At 32.4% G+C, this 24,876-nt stretch carries 21 protein-coding genes and 2 tRNA genes; 12 read left to right on the top strand and 11 right to left on the bottom strand.

The genetic code is table 11. The features are described 5' to 3' along the window. Window positions 1–190: 190 nt before the first annotated feature. Together EG240_RS03725 and EG240_RS03720 are read left to right on the top strand one after the other, a co-directional pair. A complete protein-coding gene (locus tag EG240_RS03725) occupies window positions 191–1,408 on the top strand; it encodes a metallophosphoesterase (protein WP_125017558.1) in 1,218 nt (405 codons plus the stop codon). Window positions 1,409–1,464: 56 nt separating this feature from the next. Further along, entirely contained in the window at window positions 1,465–1,761 is a 297-nt protein-coding gene (locus EG240_RS03720) for a thioredoxin family protein (RefSeq protein ID WP_125017556.1), read from the top strand. Here EG240_RS03720 and EG240_RS03715 read toward each other — a convergent pair. From EG240_RS03715 to EG240_RS03695, 5 genes are all read right to left on the bottom strand, one after another. Then, the gene (locus EG240_RS03715) at window positions 1,754–2,383 is read right to left on the bottom strand and encodes a polysaccharide deacetylase family protein (RefSeq protein ID WP_125017554.1); all 630 of its coding nucleotides are present in this window, start codon (window positions 2,381–2,383) and stop codon (window positions 1,754–1,756) included. The two genes, EG240_RS03720 and EG240_RS03715, sit on opposite strands and share 8 nt — an antisense overlap. Window positions 2,384–2,613: 230 nt before the next feature. Next, the gene (locus EG240_RS03710) at window positions 2,614–4,014 is read right to left on the bottom strand and encodes an efflux transporter outer membrane subunit (RefSeq protein WP_125017552.1); all 1,401 of its coding nucleotides are present in this window, start codon (window positions 4,012–4,014) and stop codon (window positions 2,614–2,616) included. A 2-nt stretch (window positions 4,015–4,016) separates the two neighbouring features. Further along, window positions 4,017–7,157 carry an efflux RND transporter permease subunit gene (locus tag EG240_RS03705; RefSeq protein ID WP_125017550.1) on the bottom strand — a complete coding sequence of 1,047 codons (3,141 nt, stop codon included), beginning with the start codon at window positions 7,155–7,157 and terminating at the stop codon, window positions 4,017–4,019. A gap of 11 nt (window positions 7,158–7,168) precedes the next feature. Beyond that, window positions 7,169–8,320 (bottom strand): efflux RND transporter periplasmic adaptor subunit, encoded by a 1,152-nt coding sequence (locus EG240_RS03700; protein ID WP_125017548.1) that lies wholly within the window; start codon window positions 8,318–8,320, stop codon window positions 7,169–7,171. Further along, window positions 8,310–8,792, bottom strand: a complete 483-nt coding sequence (locus EG240_RS03695; RefSeq protein WP_125017546.1) for a MarR family transcriptional regulator — start codon at window positions 8,790–8,792, stop codon at window positions 8,310–8,312. The genes EG240_RS03700 and EG240_RS03695 overlap by 11 nt, the downstream gene beginning before the upstream one ends. Before the next feature lie 243 nt (window positions 8,793–9,035). On the opposite strand from EG240_RS03695, the gene EG240_RS03690 reads away from it, so the two are divergent. From EG240_RS03690 to EG240_RS03650, 9 genes are all read left to right on the top strand, one after another. Further along, window positions 9,036–9,111 (top strand) — tRNA-Gly (locus EG240_RS03690). Between the two features lie 34 nt (window positions 9,112–9,145). After that, window positions 9,146–9,218 (top strand) — tRNA-Gly (locus tag EG240_RS03685). Between the two features lie 98 nt (window positions 9,219–9,316). After that, window positions 9,317–9,676 (top strand): S-adenosylmethionine decarboxylase family protein, encoded by a 360-nt coding sequence (locus EG240_RS03680; RefSeq protein WP_125017544.1) that lies wholly within the window; start codon window positions 9,317–9,319, stop codon window positions 9,674–9,676. Then, on the top strand, window positions 9,676–11,067 hold the full coding sequence (locus tag EG240_RS03675) for a DUF4178 domain-containing protein (protein WP_125017542.1): 1,392 nt from the start codon (window positions 9,676–9,678) through the stop codon (window positions 11,065–11,067). Before EG240_RS03680 ends, EG240_RS03675 begins: the two co-directional genes overlap by 1 nt. A gap of 7 nt (window positions 11,068–11,074) precedes the next feature. Beyond that, window positions 11,075–11,287, top strand: a complete 213-nt coding sequence (locus tag EG240_RS03670) for a DUF350 domain-containing protein (RefSeq protein WP_203229281.1) — start codon at window positions 11,075–11,077, stop codon at window positions 11,285–11,287. Beyond that, window positions 11,280–12,794 (top strand): polyamine aminopropyltransferase, encoded by a 1,515-nt coding sequence (locus EG240_RS03665; protein ID WP_125017540.1) that lies wholly within the window; start codon window positions 11,280–11,282, stop codon window positions 12,792–12,794. Before EG240_RS03670 ends, EG240_RS03665 begins: the two co-directional genes overlap by 8 nt. Further along, window positions 12,772–14,379 (top strand): FAD-dependent oxidoreductase, encoded by a 1,608-nt coding sequence (locus EG240_RS03660; protein WP_125017538.1) that lies wholly within the window; start codon window positions 12,772–12,774, stop codon window positions 14,377–14,379. Before EG240_RS03665 ends, EG240_RS03660 begins: the two co-directional genes overlap by 23 nt. Next, the gene (locus tag EG240_RS03655) at window positions 14,357–15,382 is read left to right on the top strand and encodes a hypothetical protein (protein ID WP_125017536.1); all 1,026 of its coding nucleotides are present in this window, start codon (window positions 14,357–14,359) and stop codon (window positions 15,380–15,382) included. The genes EG240_RS03660 and EG240_RS03655 overlap by 23 nt, the downstream gene beginning before the upstream one ends. 162 nt (window positions 15,383–15,544) lie before the next feature. Then, on the top strand, window positions 15,545–16,348 hold the full coding sequence (locus EG240_RS03650; protein ID WP_125017534.1) for a DUF3667 domain-containing protein: 804 nt from the start codon (window positions 15,545–15,547) through the stop codon (window positions 16,346–16,348). A gap of 116 nt (window positions 16,349–16,464) precedes the next feature. Here EG240_RS03650 and EG240_RS03645 read toward each other — a convergent pair whose 3' ends face one another. From EG240_RS03645 to EG240_RS03630, 4 genes are all read right to left on the bottom strand, one after another. Continuing rightward, the gene (locus tag EG240_RS03645) at window positions 16,465–16,974 is read right to left on the bottom strand and encodes a hypothetical protein (RefSeq protein ID WP_125017532.1); all 510 of its coding nucleotides are present in this window, start codon (window positions 16,972–16,974) and stop codon (window positions 16,465–16,467) included. A gap of 100 nt (window positions 16,975–17,074) precedes the next feature. Then, the gene (gene lepA / locus EG240_RS03640) at window positions 17,075–18,871 is read right to left on the bottom strand and encodes a translation elongation factor 4 (RefSeq protein ID WP_125017530.1); all 1,797 of its coding nucleotides are present in this window, start codon (window positions 18,869–18,871) and stop codon (window positions 17,075–17,077) included. Between the two features lie 426 nt (window positions 18,872–19,297). Continuing rightward, window positions 19,298–19,681, bottom strand: coding sequence for an OsmC family protein (locus EG240_RS03635; protein WP_125017528.1), 384 nt, complete (start codon window positions 19,679–19,681; stop codon window positions 19,298–19,300). 2 nt (window positions 19,682–19,683) lie between these two features. Then, window positions 19,684–20,571 (bottom strand): pirin family protein, encoded by an 888-nt coding sequence (locus tag EG240_RS03630; RefSeq protein WP_125017526.1) that lies wholly within the window; start codon window positions 20,569–20,571, stop codon window positions 19,684–19,686. 127 nt (window positions 20,572–20,698) lie between these two features. On the opposite strand from EG240_RS03630, the gene dusB reads away from it, so the two are divergent. Then, window positions 20,699–21,697, top strand: a complete 999-nt coding sequence (dusB, locus tag EG240_RS03625) for a tRNA dihydrouridine synthase DusB (protein ID WP_125017524.1) — start codon at window positions 20,699–20,701, stop codon at window positions 21,695–21,697. Window positions 21,698–21,732: 35 nt separating this feature from the next. Here the strand turns inward: dusB and EG240_RS03620 are convergent, their stop codons facing one another. Beyond that, entirely contained in the window at window positions 21,733–23,769 is a 2,037-nt protein-coding gene (locus tag EG240_RS03620) for a M48 family metalloprotease (protein ID WP_125017522.1), read from the bottom strand. A gap of 84 nt (window positions 23,770–23,853) precedes the next feature. After that, on the bottom strand, window positions 23,854–24,816 hold the full coding sequence (locus EG240_RS03615; RefSeq protein WP_235830329.1) for a mechanosensitive ion channel family protein: 963 nt from the start codon (window positions 24,814–24,816) through the stop codon (window positions 23,854–23,856). Between the last annotated feature and the right edge of the window lie 60 nt (window positions 24,817–24,876).

Genomic DNA, 24,876 nt, shown 5'->3' with positions numbered 1-24,876 from the left:
TGTTTGAGCTCTTTTGCAAATTTTTAATTTGGAAAAAGCGAGTGCGGACAGCCCGACCTGGAACGCAGTGGAAGGTTTTGCCCAAATAATTTAAATTTGTGCTTGTAAAGAAGTTTCTTGTTAAATAAAAAACAAAAAACAAGTACGTGAATTAGATATGATTTATTTTTGATTCAAAATTCAAAAGAAAATGCGTTTTGCAATCCCAATAATCATTTTATTATTTTTAGAATATTATAGTTACATCGCTTTTAGTTCCTTAAACAGAAGTAAAACTTTTACTATTCTTTATTTTATAATTACTTTTTTGTTGTATTTATATATTGGATACAATTTTTACAACACCAATTTTTCTAAAGGGCAATCTCATAAAAGTATGTTTTTGATGAGTATTGTTTTGTTGATTGTTTTACCAAAATTAATACTTTCTGTTCCGATGTTAATTCAAGATATTCTTCGAGTTTTCTTTGGAATTGGAAAAAAAATTGCAGGAACAGAAACAACTACTTTTTTACCTGAACGCAGAAAATTTGTTTCTCAAGTTGCATTAGGAATAGCAGCAATTCCTTTCCTTTCGATTATTTACGGAATGGCAAAAGGAAAATATAATTTTAAAGTAATCAAACAGACTATTTATTTCGATGACTTACCAGAAGCTTTCGACGGTTTCAAAATCACTCAAATTTCGGACATACATAGCGGAAGTTTAGACGATGCTGAAAAAATTCAATATGCCGTGGATTTGATAAACGAACAAGATTCAGACGTTTTTGTTTTTACAGGCGATTTAGTCAATAGTTTGGCCGAAGAAATGAATCCTTGGATTTCTATTTTATCGAAAATTAAAAAACATCCATTTGGTAATTATTCCATTTTAGGAAATCACGATTATGGTGAATATGTGAAATTTGATTCTGTACAAGCCAAACAAAAAAACTTTGAAGAAATCAAAAATAGTCACGCCAAAGTTGGTTGGAGATTGTTACTAAACGAAAACGTTACTTTTACAAAAGACAACGAAATAATCAATTTAGTTGGTGTTGAAAACTGGGGATTAAAATTTAAAAAAGCGGGTGATTTACCTTTAGCCAGTGAAGGTTTAAACCCTGAAACATTTAAGATTTTACTTACACACGACCCATCACATTGGGAAGCTGAAGTTGTTGAAAACCCAATGAATTATGGACTTACATTATCAGGTCATACACACGGAATGCAATTTGGAATAGAAATTCCAGGATACTTCCAATGGAGTCCGGTTAAATATGTTTATCCGCAATGGGCAGGATTATACCAAAAAGCCAAAAACTATATTTATGTAAATCGCGGTTTTGGTTTTCACGCTTTTGCGGGACGTGTTGGTATTAACCCAGAAATTACGGTTATCGAACTAAAAAAAACAAGATAAATAAACGGTAATTCGTCAAAAAGCGTAATTTTGTAAAACAAATTAAGAATCAACTTATGTCGAAATTCGGAGATTTAATAAATACAAATACACCCGTTTTAATACACTTTTCTGCAGATAACAATCCAGAATGTATTGAGATGCATTCTATTATCGAAGAAATCGCTTTAGAAATGGGAGAGAAATTGGTCATCATTAAAATTGACATTCAAAAAAATAAAGAATTAACCGAAGCACTTCGAATCAAATCTGCACCAACCTTAATGGTTTATAAAAATGGAGCAATGGTTTGGAGACAGTCTGGAATTACAGATAAAGCTTCATTAATAATGATTGCAAAAGCTTTTAACTAAGCAGACCGAAAGTATATCCTGCTTTTTGTAATTTTTCGATTACCGAAGGCAAACTACCCGAAAGATTTTTCGATGCTTTTTTGCTGTCATGATAAATGATTATACTACCCGAACTAATATTCTGAATTACATTTAATTCACAGTTTTCTGGAAGTAAATTCACATCATAGTCTTTACTGATAATATCCCACATAATAATTTTAAAACCCAACTTTCGTAGTTTATACGATTGGTTGGGTTTTATTTTTCCGTAAGGCGGTCGAAATAATTTTTTTGATGAATTTGTATGTTTAGAAATTTCATTTTCAGCCTCAATCACATTTTCAATGTACTTTTTCGAATCCGTTTTCCAACCATTCAGATGATTAAACGAGTGATTGGCAATCTGATGTCCTTCGGAGATAATCTGTTTAAAAACTTCTGGATATTTTCTTACATTATCACCAATACAAAAAAATGTAGCTTTGATTTGATATCTTTTCAAGGTTTCTAAAACCCAAGGCGTAACAACAGGAATTGGCCCATCATCGAAAGTCAAGTAGATTTTATTCTCGGTATTCGGAATTGTCCAAACTTGGTTAAAAAATAATGTTTTTAAGATTGATGAGATTTTGACCTGCATTATAAAACTTAGTTTTGATTTGTAAAATTAAGCAAAAAGATTTTTAAAAAATAAAATCAAAAAACATAACAAAATCACAAGAACGAAATCCACTTAATAGCCCAGATTGCAGCGGTATCCTTTTATGAAACGAAGTGGAATAAAAGATTTAGCGAAAAGCTGGAAATAGCTACAAAAAAAAAACCTGCAAGAAAAATCTTACAGGTTTTGATATTTAAACTGTGCTTTAGTTATTGAACTCCGCCTCCTAAAGCCTTATATAACTGAACGGCAGCAGCCAACTTTGTATATTTCGTTGTTGCAATGCTCAACTGTGCATTTAAGGCACTTTCGTTTGCAGTTAACACTTCGATATAACTTGCCATACCATTATTTAACAACTCAGTAGAATATTCAACTGCCTTTAAATAATTTGCCGCTTCTTGTTCTTTTAACACAATCTTTTTATCCATAGCTTCGTAGGTATATAACGCATCAGAAACTTCTTTTGAAGCTGTGTAAATCGCTTTTTGATAATTTATCAAAGCCTTTTCTTGATTGGTTTGACTCACTTTATAATCGGTACGAATTTGTCCACGATTGAAAATCGGAGCTGCCAATCCACCTACAATATTTGCAAAAAATGATGTTGGATCGAAAAGTTTTGAAGCATCAACCGATTGCAAACCACCTGCAGCAGTGATTCTTAAAGTCGGATAAAAAGCTGCACGTGCAACATTGGTCATTTCAAACGCATTCATAACCGCAAACTCAGCCGCAGCAACATCTGGACGATTGGCTAACAACTGCGCAGGAACTCCGATTTTAGGATCGATCGAAAGATTCTGTTCTGCTAAAGTTGAACGTTCAATTGCGTGTGGCATATCACCCAACAACAAACACAAAATATTTTCTTGTAATTTAATATTGTTTTCGATATCCAGCAATAAACCTTTTGCGTTGATTAATTGCGCTTCCGTTTGACGAACAGCAACTTCCGTAACCACACCTGCTTCTTTTAGCGCCATATTGGTTGCTAAACTATTGGTTCTATTGATGATCGTTTCTTCTGTAAATTTCTTTTGTTCGTCTAAAGCTAATAGTTGATAATAACTTGTTGCAATACTACTTATCAATTGTGTTTTTACCGCTTGATGCGCAGTCACACTTTGTAAAAACGAAGCTTTTAATGCATTCTTTTGGCTCGTAATTTTACCCCAAATATCGGCTTCCCAACCTAAATTTGCCGTAATATCAAACTGATCTAATCGTTGACGTTGACCTAAAATTCGACCAAATTGCGTATTAATTGAATTTACAGAATGTGTGTAATTTGCTCCAATATTCAACGTAGGATAATATCCCATTTTACCTTGGGTTGCATAAGCTTCAGCTGCTTCGATATTTTGAATTGCAGTACGAATATCCATATTGTTATCTAATCCGTAAGTAATGTATTCTTGCAATTTCGAATCGGTAAAAACTTCATTCCATGGTAAACTTGCCATCGAAAGACTATCGGTTGCAATATTTTCTGTTCGGAAATTTTCTTCGATTGTGATTTCCGGACGTTCGTATTTTTTAGTTGCAATACAAGATTGTAATGTAATTGCGACCAATGCTAATGAAGCTGTTCTATATATCAATTTCATAATTATTCTTCAATAGATTTTTTAAATTTCGCAGGTGTGATTTTCTCTTGAATATTTTGGAAAATCACGAACAACACAGGAATTAAGAAAACACCTAAAATCGTTCCGATTAACAATCCAAAAGCAGCACCTGTTGCAATAGAACGGTTACCAACAACACCAACTCCAGAAGCAAAAACAAGTGGCATTAATCCTAAAATAAAGGCAAAAGATGTCATTAAAATTGGACGCAAACGCGCTTTTGCTCCTTCTATGGCAGCTTGAACTACACCGTTCCCATTTTTTCTACTTTGTAATGCGAACTCAACAATAAGAATGGCATTCTTGGCGAGTAACCCAACCAGCATCACGAGGGCAATTTGGAAGTAAATATTATTTTCAAGTCCGGCTATTTTCTGAGAAATAAATGCTCCCATAATTCCGGCAGGTAAAGATAAGATTACCGCAAATGGCAACATATAACTTTCGTATTGCGCAGCTAAAATGAAGTAAACGAAAATAATACACAATGCAAAAATCAAAATGGTTTGCGAACCAGCATTGATTTCCTCACGAGTTAATCCCGTAAAATCAATCCCGTAACTGTTAGATAATTTTTGATCTGCAACTTCAAGAACTGCATTAATAGCATCACCAGATGAATAACCTGGTTTTGGAGCACCGTTTATATTTGCTGAAGTAAATAAGTTAAAACGATTCACCGATTGCGGACCATAAACTTTTTCTAAACTCACAAACTGACTCAATGGCGCCATTGCACCAGAAGCTGTTTTCACAAACATTCCATTTAAGCTCGAAACATCTTTACGATCACCTGGAAGCGTTTGTAACATTACGCGATATTGTTTTCCAAAACGAGTAAAATCACTTACATAATTTCCTCCAACATAACCTTGTAAAGTTGAGAAAATACTACTTACAGAAACACCAGATTGTTTGGCACGAGCAATATCTAATTTAATTTCGTATTGCGCGTAGTTTGTATTTAACGACGTCTGCGCATACATAATTTCTGGGCGTTGCATTAAAGCTCCTAAAAACTCTTGTGTTGTTTTATCGAAATCTTTTAAGTTCCCACCTGATTTATCTAACAATTTCATTTCAAAACCAGCCGATGTACCAAATCCTTGAATACTTGGCGGTTGGAAGAAAATCATTTTTGCGTCTGGAAAATCTTTTCCTGCTAAACCAAATAATTGACCAATCACAGCGTCTGTTGCCAATTCTGGTGTTGTACGATCAGCAAAAGGTTTTAATTTAATCAACATAAAACCATAGTTAGAACCTGATCCTGAAATAATACTTCTACCTGAAATAACAGTTACCGTCTCAATTCCCGGAATTTGGCGTGCTTGTAAAGAGAATTTCTCACCTAATTGATTTACACGGTCAACAGAAGCACCAGCAGGCAATTCGATATTTCCCATAACGAAACCACGGTCTTCACTTGGTACAAATCCAGCAGGCATTGATTTACTAGCATAGAATGTCAATCCTAAACAAGCGATTAAAATAGCAAACGAAATCCATTTGTGCTTGAACAAAAACTTAAATGAATTTCCATATTTATTGGTCATTGCATTAAACGAATTGTTGAATGCATCAAAGAATCGCTGAATGAAATTACGTTTTTTACCTTCTTCGTGATGATGTGATTTTAAGAACAAAGCACATAAAGCTGGACTTAAAGTTAAAGCGTTAACTGCAGAAATTGCAATCGCAACAATCAACGTAACCCCAAACTGTTTATAGAAAACTCCGGTTGGTCCGGATATAAAGGTTACCGGAATAAAAACGGCACACATAACCAATGTAATCGAAACGATCGCACCAGAAATTTCGCTCATTGCGTTATTGGTCGCTGTTCGAGCATCTTCTCCTGTTTCCTCCATCTTGGCGTGAACGGCTTCAACCACAACAATGGCATCATCAACAACAATTCCGATGGCCAGCACCAATGCAAATAGCGTTAATAAGTTTAATGAGAATCCGAATAAATTCAGGAAGAAGAACGTACCAACAATTGAAACTGGAACCGCAATTAACGGAACCAATGTAGATCTAAAATCTTGTAAGAAAATATAAACCACGAAGAAAACCAAAATAAAGGCTTCGATCAATGTAGTAACTACTTTATCTATAGAAGCTTCTAGAAATTCATTCGAATCAAGATTGATTTTGTATTTGATTCCATTAGGTAAGTTCTTTTCGATTTTATCTAATTCTTTCTTGATATTCACAATAATCTCCTGTGCATTTGAACCTGGCGTTTGATAAATAGCCATTGCTACGGCAGGGAAACCATTTAATTCAGAAAAACCACCATACGTTTGGGCACCTAATTCAATTTCTGCAACATCTTTTAAACGAAGAACTTGACCTCCTTCTAAAGCTTTAATTACAATATCTTCATATTGTTGTTGCGTTTTATATTTACCGCTATATTTAATAATATATTGGAATGTTTCTCCCGAATTTTCTCCTAATTGTCCTGCAGCAGCTTCTAAGGATTGCTCATTAATTGCAGCAGAAACATCAGAAGGAATTAAACCATAAGAAGCCATTTTAGCAGGATCTAACCAAACACGCATTGCGTAGTTTTTCGCTCCAAAAACAGAAGCATCTCCTACTCCATTAATCCTTTTTAGTTCGGGAATAACATTAATGTTCAAATAATTTTGAACAAAAGTTGCATCATAATTTTCATTCTCAGAATAAAAAGACAAGAACATCAATGAACTCGTTTGTTGTTTCTGAGTGGTAACACCAGTTCTAGTAACTTCTGTAGGTAACAAAGGCGTAGCACGAGCCACACGATTTTGAACGTTTACCGATGCAATATCAGGATCAATTCCTTGTTTAAAAACGACTTGAATCGAAGCAGAACCATCGTTACTTGCGGTTGATGTAATATAATCCATTCCTTCAACACCATTAATTTGCTCTTCGATTGGTACAATTACACTTTCAAGAACCGTTTGTGCATTTGCACCTGGATACGAAGCAGCAACCTGAACCGATGGCGGAGCGATATCTGGATATTGAGTTATGGGTAAAGCTGATAATCCTAAAAGTCCTAAAATGACAATTAAGATGGAAATAACTGTAGATAATACAGGTCTTTCAATAAAGGTTTTTAACATCTTTTATTATTTTAGAAAATAGGTTTGATTGAATTAACAATAGAATCGAAAGCTACTTTTTTAGGCTGAATTGCAGTTTTATCACGTAAAGTTCCAATTCCGCTTACCACAATAACTTCGCCTTCTTTTGCACCATCGCTAACAATAATCATATTATCTACACGATCAATTACATTTACAACCGATGAATAAGCTGTGTCATTTTTCACTTTATAAACATTGATTTTACCTTGTTGTTCGTAAGAAGCAACTTCTGGAATCACTAAAACTTGCGTATAAGTTCTTGGTAAACGAATACTTCCACTATTTCCATTACTAAGAATTTTGTTCGGATTAGGGAAAGCCACACGAAACTGAACCGTTCCTGTTGCTTGATCCACTTGACCTGAAGCGGTTTCCATTTTCCCTTTTTGAGGATATAAACTGCCGTCGGCTAATTGCAATTCGATTTGTGGTATATTTTTGATTTTTTCACTAAGAGATTGACCTGGCGTATCATTTAAGAATTTAAAATATTCTTTTTCGTTCATTGCAAAGTTTGCATAAACCGTACTTACATCAGAAACCGTAGTTAAAGGTTGTGAATCATTAGGACCAACCAAACTTCCAAGTTTAAAAGGAAGCGTTCCTACAACTCCGTTAACTGGACTACGAACAACTCCATAATCTATATTTGCATTTATACTTTGATAATTTGCTTGCGCTTGAGCCAACATACTTTTTGCTGAAGCTAAATTTGCTTTTGCTGTTTCTAATTGAACTGAAGCAATGATTTTCTTTTCAACAAGCGGAATTAATTTATTTACCTCAACTTGAGCAGCACTAACCGAAGCTTGAGCAGCAGAAATACTTGCTTTTGCAGCAGCAGCATTATCATTTAGCACATTGGTTTCTAAGCGAAATAAGATTTGTCCTTTAGAAACAGATTGACCTTCGTGAACTAAAACTTCTTTTATATATCCTTGAATTTTAGCACGAACGTCATTATTAATCTTTCCTTCGATGACAGCAGGAAAAGACTGATATCCAGTAACATCTCTAACAACCGTTTCTACTACATCTAAAGCTGGCTTTGGAGCTTGTTTAGCTTCTTCTTTTTTTGAACAAGCAACTATCGAAGTTGCACCAATTAGCAACAATAGCGTTTTTGTATTAATTTTCATTTTTACTGATATATATATTTAAGTTTTGAATTGTATTCTCTATTGATGTTGTAACTTCAGCTAAATGCTCAATGTATAAATCAAACGTTTCGGGTTTGAACATTTGGTTTGAATTAGTCATTTTGTAATCTTTAAGTTTTAAGTAAACATTTCTTTCGCTAATCAAACGTTCTTCAACATCCAATAATCGCATTAAAAAAAGTTTTTTATTAATTCTAAAATGGCGTTTACGTTCATTCTCGTTTTTAAAATCTTCAATAAAATTCAACTCAATAAGCGTATTAATACTATGCGACATTGAACTTTTACTAACCTGAAAAGTATCAACTAGAAAATCAAAAGTCAATCCATCTTGACAGTTATTGAAAATAAAAAAAGAATAAACCTTGGCTGTTAACGGCTGAAGCTTGTAATATTTTTCATAATGAGCTGTAACTTCTTTATAAAGTTCAAGCTCTAAAACATCTTCCATTTAAACAAATTTTTACAAAAATAGCATTAGTTCGGCAAATACCGAACTAAAAATACGTTAATTTTATATTAACAAATTTAATCAAAATAAAAAAAATCAACCCCTAAACATTTGATTCAAAAAAAATTAGACTAACAAGCATTGAAACATCAGAAAAAATTAAAAAAATTATTGCGTGAAATATTAATTTATCTCTATATTTGCAATCACAAAATCAGAACTAAGATTCAAAAATAGTTAAATGCGGAAGTAGCTCAGTTGGTAGAGCTCCAGCCTTCCAAGCTGGTTGTCGCGAGTTCGAGCCTCGTCTTCCGCTCCAAAACTTTGATAATAGTTTTTAAAAAATATCACATGCGGAAGTAGCTCAGTTGGTAGAGCTCCAGCCTTCCAAGCTGGTTGTCGCGAGTTCGAGCCTCGTCTTCCGCTCTTCAGAATCCTTAATCTCACGGTTAAGGATTTTTTTATTTTCTTTTTTAACATTTTTTTACAATCTTTGTGCTAAACCAAATGACCACTATTTGAAAATGCACAATAACTATTCACCTGGATTACATAAGTTGCTAACTTTAGAAGTTTCGAATTCTGAGAAAGTTACAAATCTGACTGCATTTGAAGAATTTGCAATTAAAATCATTAAAGAACACAATCTTGAAATAGTTGGAATTTCAAAACACACTTTTGATTCAAATGGTTTTACAGCTGCAATTTGCTTAATGGAATCACACATTTGTATTCATACTTGGCCTGAATTCAACCAATTGACTTTGGATATTTATTTATGCAATTATTTAAAAGATAATTCCGAAAAAGTTGAAATCTTAGCCAATGCTTTCAAAAACTATTTTGAAGCAAAAGTCCTTAATGAAACTAATGTTTATAGGTAATGAAAAATTATACGTGTCCAACTTGTAGTAAAACTACCGAGATTCCTCATACTAAACTTCAACCTGTAAGTTTTAGTTGCCCCTTTTGTCTTTCTGTTGCAAGTATAAACAACGGTGTTTTAACTAACATTGGACGATTTAAAAATGAAATTGACAATAATTACACTTTTATTGGTGAAAAAATTGTTTTTCAATCAAAAACATATCATGTTGTTGGTATCAGCACAAAAAAAGACACATCCGACAACACAAAATGGAACGAATACATTGTTGTTGATTATGACGGAAATTTATTTTTCTTATCTCACGGAAGCGATTTTAATTCATATTTAAAAGAATTTGACTTTTCTACAATCTCAAACGATGTCAATGAAGGAAAACCGTTCAAACGAAATAAAACAACTTATGTTTTTGATTTCTTTCAATATGCAGTAACAGATTCTGCTCAAGGAATTTTCTTCAATAACATTACAACAGAAGCTTATTTAAGAACCTACAGCGGTGAATATGACGACACAAAATTCATTTCTGTTGAAAAATACGATGAAAAAACAGAAGCCTTTGAAGGAAACTATATAAACAATCCAGCTTTTAAGTCGTTATTTTCTAAACTTAGAGAAGAAAAATATTTAAAAAACAATGTCATAAAAAACATTGCTTTGTTTTTTGCTCTTGTGAGTTTCATCATGGGGATTTTGCATTTTGCATTGAACTACAACAATGTAAATTCTTACAATTATTCAGCTTATATTGAAAAGAATCAACATGTAAACGAAATTGTAACCAACACCTTTAAAATAACAGGAAACGATCAGAAACTAAAACTTGATTTTATTTCTGAAGTTGATAAAAAAGATATTAATGTAGCTGTTTCGTTAGTTAACGAAAAAACAAACGAACATTTGAGAGGCGGAAATTTCATTCATTTCTTTAACTCAAGTAATCAAGCTTCTGGAAATCAAATTACATTTTGTAATTTAAATGAAGGCAATTATCATCTGGTTTTTACTTACAATGAAATCGGAACCGATTCAAATCAGAAATACGCAATTGATTACAAAATCACAGTTGGCGGAGTTACTCAAATTTGGTTATATATTTTTATTGGAATTTGTATTTTCATCGGTTATATTTATTTTGAAACCGTCAAAAACAATTTGAAAATCAAAGAAACACAAACATTCAACGCGTTATTAAAACACAACCATAATACTATAATTTATTTAGGAATTGGAATTATTGCAGCATATGTAACTGTAAATTTTTTCTTTGTATCCAATTACAATTGCAATTCAAATATCGAAAACAAACAACTAGAAAACGCAACTTACACCGGAAGCAGAAGTCATTATGTTTACAGAACATACAGCAGCTCTGGCTCACATAAATAAAATCAATATGACACAAATTTTAAACGGATTAACCAACTCAGTAGTTTATTCATTAGTTGGAATCGTAATTTTATTAATCGCTTATTTAATCGTAGAAAAGTTAACTCCAGAAAACTCTTGGAAAGAAATCGTTGAAAATAAAAACATAGCTTTAGCAATTGTTTTCGCGGCATTTATTATTGGCATTTCGATTATAATTAGCGCAGCACTTCATGGATAAAGACAAAAAATTACAGTATTTTTTATTTCTATCTGTATTTATTGTTGCCACTTGTGGATTAATTTACGAATTAGTAGCCGGCGCACTTGCAAGTTATTTACTTGGCGATTCGGTAAAGCAATTTTCATTTATTATTGGAACCTATCTTTTTTCGATGGGTGTCGGTTCATTTATGGCAAAATTTGTCAAAAAGAACTTAATAGATAGATTCATTGAAATTGAACTTTTAATTGGAATTATTGGCGGATTGAGTTCCGTTCTTTTATTTTTATTATTCCAAGAAGCTGCTCATTTTCAGTTTATTTTATATTTTATTGTATTTATTACAGGCTGTTTGACTGGAATGGAAATTCCGATTTTGATGAACATCTTAAAAAACCGTGTAAACTTTAGAGATTTAGTTTCTGATGTTTTCACATTCGATTATATCGGAGCCTTATTAGCTTCGGTTCTATTTCCTATTTATTTCATTCCGAAACTTGGCGTTATCGGCACATCACTATTTTTTGGAATTATCAATGTTTGCGTCGGGATTGCACTTTGTATTTTCTTACGCAAGGAAGTTAAAAACCCAAAATCACTTTACGCAAAAGCTTTCTTTAGTTTAGCGGCTTTGATAGCTGCTGCGTTTTATTCAAATGACATTTTAAGTTATACAGAAAAAAATCTGTACCAAAGCAACATTATTTACAAACACAGCACACCTTATCAACGTATTATTTTAACGGAAGACCGCGGACAATATCAATTGTATCTAAACAACAATTTACAATTCAATACCAAAGACGAATATCGTTATCACGATTTGCTGGTTCACCCAGCAATGTCAACCGCACCTTCTGTAAAGAATGTTTTGGTTTTAGGTGGCGGAGATGGCTTAGCCGTTCGAGAAGTCTTAAAATACAAAGATGTAGAAAAAATTACTTTAGTAGATTTAGATGAAGGAATGACCAAACTATTTCAGACAAATGAAGTTTTAACTGATTACAATAAAAATTCGTTAAACGACAAAAAGGTTACCATTTTCAATGAAGATGCTTTTGTTTGGGTAAAAAACAACAAAGAGAAATATGATGTAATCATCATCGATTTTCCCGATCCATCCAATTACAGTTTAGGAAAATTATATTCAACTTATTTTTACAAATCGTTATACGAAAGTATGACCGATAAAACAGTAATCAGCGTTCAAACTACATCGCCGTATTATGCGCCAAAATCGTTTTGGTGTATTCACGAAACCATTGCTTCCATTTATCCGAACATCACACCTTATCACACTTATGTACCGTCATTTGGCGAATGGGGATTTGCAATTGTTTCACCAAACAACAGCATCAATTTTCAATATCCAAAAAGGAAGCTAGAAAATTTGAAATTCTATAATCATAAATTAAGTGATTATACCGATTTTCCAGATGATATGAAAGCAAGCGATATTGAAATCAACCGATTAGACAACCAATCTTTAGTACGCTATTTCGATGAAGAATGGAGCAAATTATAAATGGAATCGTCGCGATTTTATCAAAACAACGTTGCTTTCATTAGCAGCGATTCCGTTTATTCAATCGTGTACAAATTCTGTCGAAAAACTAATATTCAAAATCACCGGAACCAATCATATTCTTGGACATCGGTTACGAACTTCTGATTTTCCGAAACCTACGAAAACAATAAACGAAAACATAGTGATTATTGGCGGTGGAATTTCAGGTTTATCGGCAGCTCGTTATCTTTCTAAAAATGGAATCAACGATTTTAAAGTCATTGAATTAGAAAATGAAGTTGGTGGAAATTCGTCTGCAGGAGAAAATTCACACAGCAAATATCCGTTTGGTGCGCATTATCTTCCACTTCCAAATCCTACCGATACCGAATTGATTTCATTCTTAAATCAAGAAAATATCATCACACATTTCGAAGATGAGAATCCGATTTTCAATGAAGCTTATTTGTGTTTTGACCCACACGAACGCTTATTTATTAAAAACTATTGGCAAGAAGGAATCATTCCTAAATACGCATTAAATGAAGAAGATTTAAGAGCTTTTGAAAAGTTTGACGAATTAATTTCCGAACTAAAAACAATTAAAGGAAACGACAATTTATTTGCTTTTGACATTCCAATAAACAAAGCTTCAAAAGACGAACAGTTTACCAATTTAGATAAAATTACGTTAGCCGAGTGGCTAATTCAAAATGACTTAAACAACGAACATTTAAATATTTATTTGAATTATTGTTGTAAAGACGATTACGGAATTGGAGTTAAAAAAGTTTCAGCTTGGGCTGGATTACATTATTTCTGCGGAAGAAAAAATAGCAATCACAATGTGTTGACTTGGCCTGAAGGAAATCAGTTTTTAGTTGAAAAGTTAGCCAAATATTCCAAAGGTAAACAGCTAAAAAACGAACTTGTTTATCAGATTGAAGAAATGGAAAACAAAGTGCATCTTTTGGTTTACGATTCAAAAACAAACGAATCTAAAACCATAATTGCAAATCAAGTTATCGTGGCAACTCCGCAATTTGTAAATAAATACCTGATTAAAAACAGAAAAGATGTCGTTGCTGATTTTGAATATGCACCGTGGTTGACCGCAACCATTGTTGTGAAAAAAATTCCGTTAAGCGAAGGTGCGCCATTGAGTTGGGATAATGTTATTCACAACGGTTTTGGATTGGGATATATTTACAATCAACATCAGCATTTGCATCAATACAAACCTCCTTTTGTATTGACGTATTATGCAGCTCTGTCTGAAAAAGATTTATTGACAGAAAGACGAAATCTGTATTCAAAATCAGATGAATATTGGAAAAGCATCATTTTATCAGATTTAGAAAAAGCACATTACGGAATCACAGATGAAATAGAATCGATTGAAATTCACAAAAAAGGACACGGAATGATTTCTCCATTTCCGAATTTTATCTTTTCCGAAAAATTAAAACAAGCTTCACAAAACACCAAAAACATATATTTTGCGCATAGTGATTTAAGCGGAATTTCAATTTTTGAAGAAGCTTTCCATCAAGGAATCAACGCAGCAAAAAAACTAATAGATGAAACAACCTTGGATACATAAAAAAAAGACCGATTTGCTATTTATCTTGGCTCCGCCCTTTGTAATCGCATTAATCGTGGTTTTATTTCAGAAGGAAATCACACATATTCAAAATCAATTTTCGTTTTTAACCTGGTTGATTTTAATTGTTTGTATTGATGTTGCGCACGTTTATTCATCGATTTTCAAAACCTATTTGGTTCCGTCTGAATTCAAGAAACACAAAAAATTATATTTAGGAATTCCAGCCGTTTGTTTCCTAATTGGCACGATTGCATTTACAATCGGAAAAGATTTCTTTTGGTCGTTACTCGCATACATTGCTGTTTTTCATTTCATTCGTCAGCAATACGGTTTTATGCGTTTGTATGCACGAAACGAAATGAAAACCAAATTTACGGTTATATTTGATAAAATTGTGATTTACAATGCAACGGTTTACCCGATGTTGTTTTGGTTTTTAAGTCCGGATAGAAACTTTAATTGGTTTGTGCAAAACGAATTTATTCAAGCTTCACAACCACAAATTCTGAGTTATTTAAACGTTGTTTATTTCATCATTTTTGGATGTTATATCGTGCAACAACTTTATAAATTCATAAAAACAAAAAGCATCAACGAACCCAAAACCTTGTTGATTTTAGGAACATATATTTCGTGGTATTTAAGTATTGTTTATTACAATAACGAACTCATCTTTACAGCTTTTAATGTCATTTCACACGGAATTCCGTATATGGCTTTGGTGTATTTTAGAGAAGTTGAAAATGCACCAAGCAAAAAGTTTAGTTTTAAATTTCAGAACCTAGTCGGAAAAGCTATTGGCTTTATTTTAATTCTTTTATTATTGGCTGTTGCCGAAGAATTCATTTGGGAAATTACCGTTTGGGAAGAACACATTCAATTGAACCAATCGTTTTACATTCCAGATTTTTGGCAGTTTTTATGGGTTCCACTTTTGGCATTGCCACAGTTTACGCATTATATTTTAGATGGTTTTATTTGGAAAAATAAAGGTTCTTAAAATCATATCTAAAAAAATCAAAACACACAATTATTTATTATTAAAATTTTACACAAAAATAAACTAAACTATTTATTTGTAAATTATTTGTGATATTTTTGTTAAAAACAAAACTTTAAAACAACACAACGTTAAAAGTAATTTTGCAAAAAACATAAATAAATGATGAATAAAAAATGCCTTAATTGTGGAAAAAAACTAACAGATAAATATTGTTCGTCTTGCGGACAAAAAGCCGATACGCACCGTATTACATTTAAAAATTTTATCTTCCACGATGTTTTGCACGGAACATTTCATATTGAAAAAGGTATATTATATACAGCAAAACAGGCATTGTTACGTCCTGGAAAAGCAGCACTCGATTATATTTCGGGAAAGCGAAAACCTTATTATAATGTATTTTTACTGATTTTATTAACCATTGGTTTGATGTTATTTCTCAAACATTATTACAATGAAATACTTATAGAACAAGGAAGGAGATATGTTAAAGATATATCGAATTTAAATGAAGCCAGTCAAAAAATGGAATATATTTTTGCTCAAAAAAGTAAAATAGTAATTTTCATTTTCGTTCCATTCGCTGCAATAAACAGCTATATTATATTTAGACGAAAAAAACTAAATTTAAGCGAACACATCATTATTGCTGCAATGATATTATTAGGGATTTTGCTATTATCAACTTTCGCTATTATTCTTTTTTATTTTGATTTATTTATTGATATCAGCAGTTCAGCGGATAAAGCCATTCAATATATAATTGCGTCTCTAATTTTCTTATACACTATTTATGGCTATTTTAACGCTTTTAGAAACGACTATTCAAAATTGGGTTTTACATATAGAATAATCTTGTTTTACGCATTTATTTATATAGAATTGATAATTTTACTTTTCATAACTATTGGATTTGTAACGAAATGGGAATTTGGTGATATTCTAATAACCCCTTTTAATTAGTATCATTATTACAATTAAACCAATTATTTTTTAGATGGTTTTATTTGGAAAAATAAAGGTTCTTAAACGTGATGATTAAGGATTTTATTATATAATCTCTACTTAGAATTTCTTAATTAATAATATAAATAAGGACTCAAATATTCTCCAGATTCAATTAACTTATCTCGAATCTCAACCGATTCTTGGTTAATTTCCCAAGGTTTAAAAACACGGTACATTTCATGTTTTTTTACACCTAAAGTATCAAATAGATAAACTGTATCTCTATTGATTATTTTTACAACAAACGTTTCATCACAATTCATTTTAATAACTGAATCATTTAACATCTCCCATCTATTACATTTTCCTGTAACATTCACTTTTGGTCCGATTCTACGTGCATGCCTATCTTTCATACCCAAATTAAAAACTTCACAAGTCAAATCTTTATGAAACATAAAACTAATAGTTCGTTCAAAATACAATGAATCATTATCGATAATCTGTAACTCCATTATTGGCATATCCCACATTGAAATACTATCGTTTGTAAGATATTCACGTAAAACATTTTTTTTAGCACAACTAGAAAAAACTAAAATAGAAAATACAAATCCGAGAAATAATAAATAAGACTTCATAAACATTAAATAAAATTCAATATAACAATTCTAAAACAAAAATCAACAAAAAAAACCGCTCATAAAAATGAACGGTTTTAAAATATATATCGCGAAAAAATTAATCGTTTAATTTAAGTACAGCCATAAAAGCTTCTTGTGGAATTTCAACATTTCCTACTTGACGCATACGCTTTTTACCTTTTTTCTGTTTTTCAAGTAATTTACGTTTACGAGAAATATCTCCTCCATAACATTTTGCGGTAACGTCTTTACGTAAAGCTTTGATAGTTTCACGAGCAATTACTTTAGCTCCGATTGCAGCCTGAATTGGAATATCAAACTGTTGACGTGGGATTAATTCTTTTAATTTCTCGCACATCTTTTTACCAATATGATACGCACTACTTTCGTGAATTAACGCAGAAAGTGCATCAACTGGTTGCGCGTTTAATAAAACATCTAAACGAACTAATTTAGAAGTACGCATTCCAATTGGATGATAATCAAACGAAGCATAACCTTTAGAAACCGTTTTTAAACGGTCATAGAAATCAAAAACGATCTCAGCTAACGGCATATCAAAATTCAATTCCACACGCTCTGGCGTCAAATACGTTTGATTGGTAATAACTCCACGTTTTTCAATACACAAACTCATTACGTTACCAACAAAATCAGATTTGGTAATGATTGTTGCCTTGATATAAGGTTCTTCAACACGGTCTAATTTTGACGGTTCTGGCAAATCAGATGGGTTATTAACAATCATTGGAGTATCAGGGTCTTTCTTCGTGTACGCAAAGTACGAAACGTTAGGAACCGTTGTAATCACCGTCATATTAAACTCACGCTCTAAACGCTCTTGAATAATTTCCATGTGCAACATTCCTAAGAATCCACAACGGAAACCAAATCCTAAAGCTGCTGAACTTTCTGCTTGGAAAACCAACGATGCGTCATTCAATTGTAATTTTTCCATCGAAGAACGTAAATCTTCGTAATCTTCTGTATCAACCGGATAAATACCAGCAAATACCATTGGTTTCACATCTTCGAAACCAGAAATCATATTTGTAGTAGGCACAACCGCATCTGTGATCGTATCACCTACTTTTACTTCTTTTGCTTCTTTAATTCCAGAAATCAAATAACCAACATCTCCAGCAGAAATCACTTGTTTAGCAACTTGATTTAATTTCAAAGTACCAATTTCATCAGCAAAATATTCGTGGTCCGTAGCCATAAATTTAATTTTCTGACCTTTTTTGATTTGTCCGTTAATTACACGGAAAATAACCTCAACTCCACGGAATGGATTATAAACCGAATCAAAAATCAAAGCTTGCAACGGTTCGTCTGGATTACCTTTCGGCGCAGGAACACGCTCAACAATTGCTTCTAAAATCTTATCTACACCAAAACCAGTTTTACCCGAAGCGTGAATAATATCTTCTAATTTACAACCTAATAATTCAACAATATCATCGCTTACCTCTTCTGGGTTTGCAGACGGTAAATCAACTTTATTTAAAACTGGAATAATTTCCAAATCATTCTCTAAAGCCAAATATAAGTTCGAAATCGTTTGCGCTTGAATACTTTGAGCCGCATCAACAATCAACAAAGCACCTTCACAAGCAGCGATAGAACGCGAAACCTCGTAAGAGAAATCCACGTGACCCGGAGTATCAATCAGGTTCAGAATATATTCTTCCCCTTTGTATTTATATTCCATCTGGATAGCGTGTGACTTAATGGTAATTCCACGTTCACGCTCCAAATCCATACTATCCAAAAGCTGTGCTTGCGCTTCACGAGCTGTAACAGTTTGTGTTGCATCTAAAAGTCTATCAGCCAAGGTACTTTTCCCGTGGTCGATATGCGCAATAATACAAAAATTACGTATTTTTTTCATCTTCAAATTTATCAGTTTTTGTGCGTTCCCTTTCAGGTCGGGCTATCCGTTTCAAGTCCTCACTCGTCGTAAACTCCTCATTGTGGGCTTTCCACTACTATCCCTAACGCGATGTCTCTACAGAACACCTCTAATTTGCAAATATAATTTAAAGTTACTTAGTATTATAGCTTTTTTTATGAAGCAACAAAATAATTTTGATTTGAAAACTAAAAAACAATTTAAAACTCCGTCAGAGTTTAGAACTCTGACGGAGTTTTACTTAAATATGTAAATTCACAAGAAACCATTCAATATTTGCAGGCTTACTTTTTTAGCCCAGATTGCAGCGGCATCCTTTTGCTTTTTTCAGAAAGCAAAAGATATAGCGGAAAGCTGGATCGGCTTCAAATAATCGAAAGTCAAAAGTCGAAAATTTTTTAAAACTTAAGATTCTACAACTATTGGATTTTGAAGTATTTTATTAATTGGACATTTCTGAGCAATTAAATGTAAGCGTTTTAATTGTTCTTCAGTTAAATCGCCTTTAAACTCAACTTTTTTCTTAAAAATCGTAGTTCCTGGAGTTGTTTCTGTATCGATTTCGACATCAACCAAAACTTCTTCTAATGGCCAATTGCTACGATCGGCGTACATACGAACCGTCATCGCAACACAACCCGCCAACGAACCTGCTAAAAGTTCTTTTGGACTTGGTCCTAAATTCATTCCGCCTTCGCTTTCTGATTGGTCAGCAATGAATTCAAGATTTTTTCCTTTAATAGTTGTTTTATATTTTTGAACACCAATTTTTGCGTGTACTTTTTCCATAATTAATCTTTTTTAAATGGGTTATTAGGCAATGGAACAAATTCGGTTTCACCAGGAACCTTAGGAAACTCTTGCTTTTGCCAACGTTCTTTTGCTTCTTCAATGGTTTCACGACTAGACGAAACAAAATTCCAGAAAATAAAATGCTCTTCTTCAAAAGGTTCGCCTCCAAACAAATAAATGGTTGAACCGGCTTTGATGTCAAATGTGCACAAATATGCATCTTTAGTAATTAGAATTTGTTTTGGTCCAAATGCGTTTCCGTTACTAGAAACTTCACCTTCTAAAATATACAAACCACTTTCACCATATAAACGATCGTGTAAATTAATGGTTTGATCTGCGTTTGCTTTTAGTTCGATCATATATAATTTACTATAAACAGGAACTCCTGATTTTTTACCATCAAATTCACCTGCGATTAATTTAAAATCAACAGCATTTTCTGTCCAAGTTGGTAAATCATTAGCTTCGACATGTACGAAACTCGGATCGATGTTTTCTAAATGCTTTGGTAATGCAATCCAAATCTGCAATCCGTGAACTGATTTTTCTACTTCTCGTAAATGATTTGGCGTTCGTTCTGAATGTACCACACCGTTACCAGCCGTCATCCAATTTACGGCGCCTGGTTCAATCATTAAATCGTTTCCTAAACTGTCTTTATGCTGAATAGCACCTTCAAACAAAAAAGTTAAGGTTGACAAACCAATATGCGGATGTGGAGCTACATCTAAATTTTCGCCTGCTTGTAATTTTTTCGGCCCCATGTGATCGATGAAAACAAACGGACCTATGTTTCGCTTTTGACGAAAAGGCAACAATCTACCTACTAAAAAGTTACCGATATCAGCAGCTTTCTCTTCAAAAATATAATCTATGTTTGACATCTTTTTCAATATTTAATTTAAATAAAGATACAATTTCTAATAAAAATAGAAGTTAATCTATCTTAAGAAAAACACAATATTTTCACACCTAAAAATAATATAGTAATTTTGCACAAAATTTATCTTCATGATCAAAATAGGAAATATTGAATTACCTGACCATCCGTTGTTATTAGCTCCGATGGAAGATGTTAGCGATCCGCCTTTTAGAAGACTTTGCAAAGCACATGGTGCAGACTTGATGTATTCTGAATTTATTTCTTCGGAAGGATTGATTCGTGACGCGATGAAAAGCAGAATGAAATTGGATATTTTTGATTACGAGCGTCCAGTTGGAATTCAAATTTTCGGTGGTGATGAAGAAGCGATGGCACTTTCGGCTAAAATCGTTGAAACGGTTCAGCCAGATTTGGTTGACATCAACTTTGGTTGCCCAGTTAAAAAAGTGGTTAGCAAAGGAGCTGGAGCTGGCGTTTTAAAAGATATCGATTTAATGATACGTTTAACGGAAGCTGTTATTAAAAGTACGCATTTACCGGTTACGGTTAAAACTCGTTTAGGTTGGGATGAAGAATCGATTAATATTGATGAAGTTGCTGAACGTTTACAAGATGTTGGTGTGCAAGCGTTAACAGTTCATGCAAGAACGAGAGCGCAGATGTACAAAGGACATTCGGACTGGACGCATATTGAACGTATTAAAAACAACCCAAGAATTCATATTCCCATTTTTGGAAACGGAGATATCGATTCACCTCAAAAAGCAAAAGAATACCGTGAACGTTTTGGTTTAGATGGCATGATGATTGGACGTGCGGCGATTGGTTATCCTTGGATTTTTAATGAAATTAAACATTACGAAAAAACAGGTGAATTATTGGCTCCACCAACGATGAAAGACCGTTTAGAAGCTGCCAAAAACCATTTAATTTGGTCGATGGAATGGAAAGGTGAACGTTTGGGAATTGTGGAAATGCGTCGTCATTATACGAATTACTTTAAAGGCATTCACGGTTTCAAAGCACATCGTCAGCGTTTGGTTACCGAAGATGATCCACAACAATTATTACGCATCTTCGAAGAAATTGAAGATTTTTATAAAGATTATGTTATCGAACATTTATAAACAAAAATCCACTCGAAATTTAGGAGTGGATTTTTTTATTTTAATTGATTAGCTTGAAAATCTAATAGATTTTTTTTAGCTGTAAAAATCAAATCGGAATGTATGTAAGAGATATTTCGTAAACAATCGAAAAGTAAATTCAAAGCTGGATCATTCCATTGTTCGTTTCGTAAATAAGCTTCATCATTATCTATATAATTAATAATTAATTTTCGCCTTTCTTCATTAATATCATTTTGAAACAAATCTGTAGCAACCAATTCTTTTAAATGTGTTTTAAAAACTTCTTCAAAAGGTTTCATTATTTTCAAATTTTCTTGAATCACAGGAATCGATGATTGTTTATTCATAAAAACTAAAACCTCTTCAAATTTAACTGCTTTTTTATACCCCAAATCATAAAGCTTATCCATTGTTATATAAGTTTTATATATAGAATCCCATTCGAGAAACAAACCTTTATCTTGGGCTTTATGATAAAAGAAACTATAAATTAAATCATCGTGACTTTCTATTTGATTTTTTAAATCTAAAAGCTCCTTATCTAAATTTTTTAAAAGATTTTCGGCATTTTTTTTTCGATATTTAATTCCATCAAAATCAAAAGTTTTAATCTTATGCTTTTGGAAAGCTAAATATTCAACATCTTTGTAATCTTGATTAAGCGACAAATATTTTGCCCCTAAAGCAACCTCCTCATCAGAAAACAAACTTTTTAAAGTAACCGATGAATCAACATCTATAACTTTTGAAATTTCAGTTAACGGATTTTTGTTATCATAATATCCGTTATAAATTTCATTAAATGAAACCGATTTTAAAAAATCATCATACATATCTTTCTCTTCTGTTGATGAAAGTTCTTTTAAATCCGTCAATTCATGTTCAGGATAAATCAACTTAGTTAATTTCAATTCAATTTCGTTTGGTTTTTCAAACAAAAACTTAGCTGGTTCTAATGAATTATTAACCGTTTGAATATTCAATCGTTGAATACTTTCAATTCGCTCTTCCATTGTTGGATGTGAAGCCCATTGGTCTTTAATATTCAATCTACTTTTATTTTGTAAACGCAATTCGTCTAAAGTTACCTTAGGTAAATGTTCGTTAAAATTATGCTTATCTTTTCTGGCAATTATATTAAGAACATAAGTTTGAACATCATAAAAATTACAAAGTCTGAAACCTTCAGAATATTTAGAATTTGTAAACGCATTTGCAGATCCATAAGCACGATCAGACAAATCCATTCGAGCCAAAGAATCAATCATCACTTGAGAACCTACAATGTTTGTAGCAACTGCATCGGCATGAAACTCCATTTCTCTAGACAATGACAAATTGCTTTTATTTAAGAAAATATAAAATTGCTTTAATACGAACTGAAAACCACGAATGATATAAATAGAAAAACCAACCGTAAGTTTAAAAAGAATATGACCGTTTGAGAATTTATTTACATTTTCTTCAAACGAACTATTTTCGAAAACCAAACTAAAAATAATTCGATTGCAATTGTAAACATAACTTCCAATCTTCATACTTCGTTGAGAAAAATGACCAAATTCATGAGCTAAAATTCCTTTTAATTCTTGTTCTGTAGAAACATTAACCAAGGCATAGCCAATCATTAAATTCTTACGAACTGGAAAGATCATACTCCAAAAAGAAGAATCGTAAAAAACAGATGCATTTAGTTGATCGGTTAGAAATACTTTTTTAGGAAAATCAGTACCAACCTCATCAGCAATTTCGTGAATCATCTTAAAAAATTTTGGATGTTGAGACGTATATATTTGATGCATCCCTTCAGTTGAATTACTAGATTTTTGAAAAATAAATTTAAACAGAAAAATCAATAAAACTATTGCAGAACCAACCAGACCAACCGCAAGTAACATTCCAATAAAATTTCCCATGAAAATCAGAATCTTAAAAGCTAGAAAAACAAAGAATGCAACAACTGCTAAACCTAAAAGAGTTAAAAGAATAAAACTTACTATAAAAAGAACGATAGATAAAATAGCTCTTTGTGCTTGTTTTTTAAATCCTGGTGAAATTTGAATTTCCATGTTTACTTTTTGGGTTGGTTAAACTAATTTAATATTTATATCACAAAAAAACAAAAGCTTCCTAAAAATCAGGAAGCTTTAATTCTATTCTTTATCTTTTTCAGATATTATATGCATTTCTCGTTGCGGATACGGAATTGAAATTCCTGCTTTATCTAACGCATTTTTAATTTCTTCTTGAAGATTATTTCTTGTAGCCCAATAATCTTCTTTTAAAGTCCAAGCTCGAATGGTTAAATTTACAGAACTATCTGCCAATTCGTTCACAAAAACCTCAGGAACTGGACCTTGTAAAACACGTTCATCGCTAGTTAAAACATTAAAAATAATGGAGCGAGCTGTTTTAATATTATCTTCGTAACCGATTCCGATGTTATATTCAAAACGACGACTTGTGATTTTTGAATAATTTTTTATTACAGAATTTGCCAAAGCTCCATTCGGACTAAAAACTTTTATTCCGCTTGAAGTTGTTAATGAGGTGTAAAGTAAATCGATTTTGTCAACTGTACCATCAGTTCCCGAAGCATTTTCGATATAATCACCGACTTCGAACGGACGGAATAAAAGAATCAAAACACCTCCTGCAAAATTAGAAAGTGACCCTTGTAAGGCCAAACCAACTGCTAAAACCACACCTGACAAAGCTCCTAGAATTGCAGTTGTTTCTAATCCTAAATTTTGCACAATCATCAAAATTAAAACAACGTACAAAACAAATTGAATGATTGACATTAAAAAACCTCTTAATGATTTATCGACATTTCGTTTTTCAAAGCGTCTACGAATGACTCCTAAAATGGTTCTAATAATAAAAAAACCAATGATTAAAAGAATAATCATTCCCACAATTTTAGGAATTGAATTTATCAATCGCAAAATCATAATCTGGAATCCTTCAGAAATTTGACTTACTTGTTCAACAACTCCATCTTTTACATTTTCTGGCTTAACTGCATTCAAGAGAACTTCCTTTTGACCTTGTAGAGTTATCGTGTCTTTTATTATAATCGAGTCTTTAACTATATTTAATGAATCTTTACTCATATTTTTATTTTTTACAAAATTAAAAAAGAGATGCAAATACATCTCTTTTTCAAATCATTA

This window comes from Paenimyroides tangerinum, assembly GCF_003865405.1.
Taxonomy (GTDB): domain Bacteria; phylum Bacteroidota; class Bacteroidia; order Flavobacteriales; family Flavobacteriaceae; genus Flavobacterium; species Flavobacterium tangerinum.
This window is presented reverse-complemented; position numbering and strand designations above follow the sequence as displayed.

Coding starts and splice junctions, on each gene's coding strand:
- EG240_RS03725 (WP_125017558.1), top strand. CDS start 191: ATGCGTTTTGCAATCCCAATAATCATTTTATTATTTTTAGAATATTAT.
- EG240_RS03720 (WP_125017556.1), top strand. CDS start 1,465: ATGTCGAAATTCGGAGATTTAATAAATACAAATACACCCGTTTTAATA.
- EG240_RS03715 (WP_125017554.1), bottom strand. CDS start 2,383: ATGCAGGTCAAAATCTCATCAATCTTAAAAACATTATTTTTTAACCAA.
- EG240_RS03710 (WP_125017552.1), bottom strand. CDS start 4,014: ATGAAATTGATATATAGAACAGCTTCATTAGCATTGGTCGCAATTACA.
- EG240_RS03705 (WP_125017550.1), bottom strand. CDS start 7,157: ATGTTAAAAACCTTTATTGAAAGACCTGTATTATCTACAGTTATTTCC.
- EG240_RS03700 (WP_125017548.1), bottom strand. CDS start 8,320: ATGAAAATTAATACAAAAACGCTATTGTTGCTAATTGGTGCAACTTCG.
- EG240_RS03695 (WP_125017546.1), bottom strand. CDS start 8,792: ATGGAAGATGTTTTAGAGCTTGAACTTTATAAAGAAGTTACAGCTCAT.
- EG240_RS03680 (WP_125017544.1), top strand. CDS start 9,317: ATGCACAATAACTATTCACCTGGATTACATAAGTTGCTAACTTTAGAA.
- EG240_RS03675 (WP_125017542.1), top strand. CDS start 9,676: ATGAAAAATTATACGTGTCCAACTTGTAGTAAAACTACCGAGATTCCT.
- EG240_RS03670 (WP_203229281.1), top strand. CDS start 11,075: ATGACACAAATTTTAAACGGATTAACCAACTCAGTAGTTTATTCATTA.
- EG240_RS03665 (WP_125017540.1), top strand. CDS start 11,280: ATGGATAAAGACAAAAAATTACAGTATTTTTTATTTCTATCTGTATTT.
- EG240_RS03660 (WP_125017538.1), top strand. CDS start 12,772: ATGAAGAATGGAGCAAATTATAAATGGAATCGTCGCGATTTTATCAAA.
- EG240_RS03655 (WP_125017536.1), top strand. CDS start 14,357: ATGAAACAACCTTGGATACATAAAAAAAAGACCGATTTGCTATTTATC.
- EG240_RS03650 (WP_125017534.1), top strand. CDS start 15,545: ATGATGAATAAAAAATGCCTTAATTGTGGAAAAAAACTAACAGATAAA.
- EG240_RS03645 (WP_125017532.1), bottom strand. CDS start 16,974: ATGAAGTCTTATTTATTATTTCTCGGATTTGTATTTTCTATTTTAGTT.
- lepA (WP_125017530.1), bottom strand. CDS start 18,871: ATGAAAAAAATACGTAATTTTTGTATTATTGCGCATATCGACCACGGG.
- EG240_RS03635 (WP_125017528.1), bottom strand. CDS start 19,681: ATGGAAAAAGTACACGCAAAAATTGGTGTTCAAAAATATAAAACAACT.
- EG240_RS03630 (WP_125017526.1), bottom strand. CDS start 20,571: ATGTCAAACATAGATTATATTTTTGAAGAGAAAGCTGCTGATATCGGT.
- dusB (WP_125017524.1), top strand. CDS start 20,699: ATGATCAAAATAGGAAATATTGAATTACCTGACCATCCGTTGTTATTA.
- EG240_RS03620 (WP_125017522.1), bottom strand. CDS start 23,769: ATGGAAATTCAAATTTCACCAGGATTTAAAAAACAAGCACAAAGAGCT.
- EG240_RS03615 (WP_235830329.1), bottom strand. CDS start 24,816: ATGAGTAAAGATTCATTAAATATAGTTAAAGACTCGATTATAATAAAA.